Origin of the sequence: Pseudomonas agronomica, assembly GCF_025917275.1 — a bacterium.
GTDB classification, from domain to species: Bacteria; Pseudomonadota; Gammaproteobacteria; order Pseudomonadales; family Pseudomonadaceae; genus Aquipseudomonas; species Aquipseudomonas agronomica.
The window spans coordinates 1-4,232 of sequence record NZ_JAOSHO010000433.1 but is presented as its reverse complement, the minus strand read 5'-3'; the positions used below and the strand labels follow the sequence as shown (position 1 = coordinate 4,232).

Here is a 4,232-nt window from a genome sequence, read left to right as displayed (position 1 = left end):
CGGGGATAAATCCCCTCGCCACAGAGTCCGCTCAATTCTCCGGCAAGGATCAGTGCGCCTCATCCCAGTTATTGCCCACACCTACTTCCACCAACAGCGGCACGTCCAGCGTGGCGGCGGCACTCATGTGCTGGCGGATTTCCCCGCTCACCTGCTCGACCAGGTCTTCGCGCACTTCCAGGACCAGTTCGTCGTGAACCTGCAGGATCACCTTCGCATCCAGCCCTGAAGTCGCCAGCCAGCGATCCACGGCCACCATGGCTTTCTTGATGATGTCAGCCGCCGTGCCTTGCATCGGCGCGTTGATGGCGGTGCGCTCGGCGCCTTTGCGCAGGGCCGGGTTCTTCGCGTTGATGTCCGGCAGGTACAAGCGACGACCGAAGATGGTTTCGACGAAACCTTGCTCGGCCGCCTGGGCGCGGGTGCGTTCCATGTACTCCAACACGCCCGGGTAACGGGCGAAGTAGCGGTCGATGTAGGCCTGGGACTGCTTGCGATCAACGCCAATCTGCTTGGCCAGGCCAAACGCGCTCATGCCGTAGATCAAGCCGAAGTTGATCGCTTTGGCGCTGCGACGCTGATCATGGGTGACGGCTTGCAGTTCGACGCCGAACACTTCGGCGGCGGTGGCACGGTGCACATCCAGGTCGTTGCGGAACGCATGGAGCAGACCTTCATCCTTGGCCAGGTGCGCCATGATCCGCAGCTCGATCTGCGAATAGTCCGCCGCCAGCAGCTTGTAGCCTTTCGGCGCGACGAATGCCTGGCGGATGCGCCGACCTTCGGCCGTGCGAATCGGAATGTTCTGCAGGTTCGGGTCGATGGACGACAGGCGCCCGGTCGCAGCGACGGCTTGCTGGTAGTTGGTGTGGACGCGTCCGGTGCGGCTGTTGATCTGCTCCGGCAGGCGATCGGTGTAGGTGCTCTTGAGCTTGCTCAGCGAGCGGTACTGCATCAGCACCTTGGGCAGCGGGTAATCCTGTTCCGCCAGCTCGGCGAGCACCGCTTCGGCGGTGGACGCCTGGCCCTTGGCGGTTTTACTGAGCACCGGCAAGCCAAGTTTTTCGTACAGGATGACGCCCAATTGCTTCGGCGACCCCAGGTTGAATTCCTCGCCGGCAATGGCAAACGCCTCACGCTCCAACGCCACCAGTTTCTCGCCCAACTCGACACTCTGCGCGCCCAGCAGGTTGGCGTCGACCAGCGCCCCTTGGCGCTCGATCCGCGCCAGGACAGGCATCAATGGCATTTCGATCTCGCTGAGCACCTTGCCCAGGCTCGGCGTGGCGGCCAGTTTTTCTTGCAAGGCCTGGTGCAGGCGGAAGGTCACGTCGGCGTCTTCGGCGGCATAAGGCCCCGCCAGTTCCAGGGATATCTGGTCGAAGGTCAGTTGCTTGACGCCTTTGCCAGCGATGTCCTGGAAGTCGGTCTTGCTTTGGCCCAGGTACTTGAGCGCCAGGCTGTCCATGTCGTGGCGAGTCGCGGTGGAATCCAGCACGTAGGATTCAAGCATGGTGTCGAAGGCAATGCCCTGGACCAGGATGCCGTTGTCTTGTTCGCCACCGATGGCGCAGTTAGCCAGGATATTGGTTTCGAACTTCGCGTGCTGGCCGACCTTGAGCTTGTTCGGATTTTCCAGCAGTGGCTTGAGCGCCTTGAGCACCGTGTCGCGATCCAACTGCTCGGGCACGCCCATGTAGGAATGCGTCAGCGGAATGTAGGCTGCTTCGAAAGGCGCCACGGCAAACGACAACCCAACGAGTTGCGAATGCTGGGCATCGCCGCCGTTGGTCTCGGTGACGAAGGCAAACAGCGGCGCCTTGTCGAGTTTCGCCAGCCATGCGTCGAAGCGCGCCTGATCGAGGATGACCTCGTACTTGGCCTCGGCAGCGTCGGGCTGTTCTTCGGCAACTTCGACGATCTCCTGGCCGGCACGCTTGGCGTCCCGCTGGTTTTCTTCGAACCAGCTCTTGAACTCCAGCAAGGTGTAAAGCTCGGCCAGTTTCTCGTGATCCGGCGCGCCCATCTGCAAGTCGTCGAGGCCCACATCCAACGGCACGTCGGTCTTGATGGTCGCCAGCTCGTAGGACAGGAACGCCATTTCCTTGTGCTCTTCGAGCTTGGCGGCCAGGGTCTTGGCACCGCGAATTGGCAACGTGGCGACAATATCCAGCTGTGAATACAGTTCGGTCAGGCCGCCATTGACGCCCACCAGCAAGCCGGAAGCGGTCTTCGGCCCGATGCCCGGGACGCCCGGGATGTTGTCGGACGAATCGCCCATCAACGCCAGGTAATCGATGATCTGCTCCGGAGCGACGCCAAACTTCTCCTTCACGCCAGCCACGTCCAAGGCGCTACCGGTCATCGTATTGACCAAGGTAATGTGCCCATCGACCAACTGCGCCATGTCCTTGTCGCCGGTGGAGATCACCACCGGACGGTCAGCCGCCGCGCTGCTGCGCGCCAGGGTGCCGATCACGTCATCGGCCTCGACGTTGTCCACGCACAGCAGCGGGAAGCCCAGGGCCTTGACGCTGGCGTGCAGCGGTTCGATCTGCACCCGCATGTCGTCGGGCATGCTCGGGCGATTGGCCTTGTATTCGGCGTACAGCGCATCGCGAAACGTCCCGCCCTTGGCGTCGAACACCACGGCGAACGGACTGTCCGGGTACTGCTTGCGCAGACTCTTGAGCATGTTCAGCACGCCCTTGACCGCGCCGGTCGGCAGGCCTTTGGACGTGGTCAGCGGTGGCAGCGCGTGAAAGGCGCGGTACAGATAAGAAGAACCGTCCACCAGGACGAGGGGGGCTTGGCTCATGAGCAGGATCAACCTTTTCGGCGGGTCCAGGGCTAGAATAGCGGGACCGTTGACGACAAAGGGACAAGGTTATCATGCGTACACTAAATCGCCTGTTACTCGCTGGCTTGTTTGCATTCACCCCGATAGCCGTCATGGCGGCGGACGACGCACCCTCGGCGGACCCGGATGTCACCATCCGCACCGAAGGCGACAAAACCATCCAGGAATATCGGCAAAACGGCTTTCTGTACGCGATCAAGGTCACGCCCAAGAACGGCAAGCCTTATTTCCTGGTACGCGCCGACGGCACTGATGCAAACTTCATCCGCTCGGACCAGCCGGATATGCTGATCCCTTCGTGGAAAATCTTTGAGTGGTGATGCCGCTCCCGACTTCAACCGGCGCCCGCTGAAGGGCGCCCGTACTGGCAGTTTTAACCATGTCTGTGTTCACGCCCCTGGCTCGGCCCGAGCTGGAAACCTTTCTCGCCCCTTATGGGCTTGGCCGTCTACTTGATTTCCAGGGGATTGCTGCCGGCAGCGAAAACACCAATTTTTTCATCAGCCTGGAGCAGGGTGAATTCGTCCTGACCCTGGTCGAACGCGGCCCCGTGCAGGAAATGCCGTTTTTCATCGAACTGCTGGACGTATTGCACGACGCCAATCTGCCGGTGCCTTACGCCTTGCGTACGACAGACGGCGTTGCGCTACGGGAACTGGCGGGCAAACCAGCGCTGCTGCAACCGCGCCTGGCCGGCAAGCACATCAAGCACGCCAACGCCCAGCACTGCGCCCAGGTCGGCGAATTGCTCGCGCATCTGCACTTGGCGACCAAGGACAACATGATCAAGCGCAAGACCGATCGCGGCCTGGACTGGATGCAGGAGGAGGGCGGCAACCTGCTGTCGCACCTCAATGCCGAGGCCCGTCAGTTGCTGCAAGCTGCGCTGGACGAAATCGCGCTGCAGAAAATCGGCATCCTGGCGCTGCCCCGCGCCAATATCCATGCAGACCTGTTCCGCGACAACGCGATGTTCGAGGGCACGCACCTGACCGGGCTGATCGACTTCTACAACGCCTGCTCCGGGCCGATGCTGTACGACGTCGCCATCGCGCTGAACGATTGGTGTTCGGATGACGACGGTGTGCTCGACGGCCCGCGGGCGAGGGCATTGCTGGGCGCCTATGCGGCGCTGCGGCCGTTCACTGCCGCCGAGGCGCAGTTATGGCCGACCATGCTGCGTGTGGCATGCGTGCGGTTCTGGTTGTCGCGGCTGATCGCCGCCGAGTCGTTCGCTGGTCAGGATGTGTTGATCCACGATCCGATGGAATTCCAGCAGCGGTTGGCGCAGCGGCAGATGGTTCATACGGTGTTGCCGTTCGCCCTGTAACGGCAGGCCGGCGCGAAGACTTTTGTGGCGAGGGAGCTTGCT

3 protein-coding genes are annotated in these 4,232 nt (G+C 61.9%); 2 read left to right on the top strand and 1 reads right to left on the bottom strand.

The window, feature by feature from the left end:
* Positions 1-49: 49 nt before the first annotated feature.
* Entirely contained in the window at positions 50-2,818 is a 2,769-nt protein-coding gene (polA, locus tag OC610_RS22140) for a DNA polymerase I (RefSeq protein ID WP_264430780.1), read from the bottom strand.
* A 74-nt stretch (positions 2,819-2,892) separates the two neighbouring features.
* Between polA and OC610_RS22135 the strand changes: the two genes are divergently transcribed.
* Positions 2,893-3,180, top strand: coding sequence for a DUF2782 domain-containing protein (locus tag OC610_RS22135; RefSeq protein ID WP_030138994.1), 288 nt, complete (start codon positions 2,893-2,895; stop codon positions 3,178-3,180).
* 59 nt (positions 3,181-3,239) lie between these two features.
* Positions 3,240-4,190 (top strand): homoserine kinase, encoded by a 951-nt coding sequence (locus OC610_RS22130; protein WP_264430779.1) that lies wholly within the window; start codon positions 3,240-3,242, stop codon positions 4,188-4,190.
* Positions 4,191-4,232 lie beyond the last annotated feature (42 nt).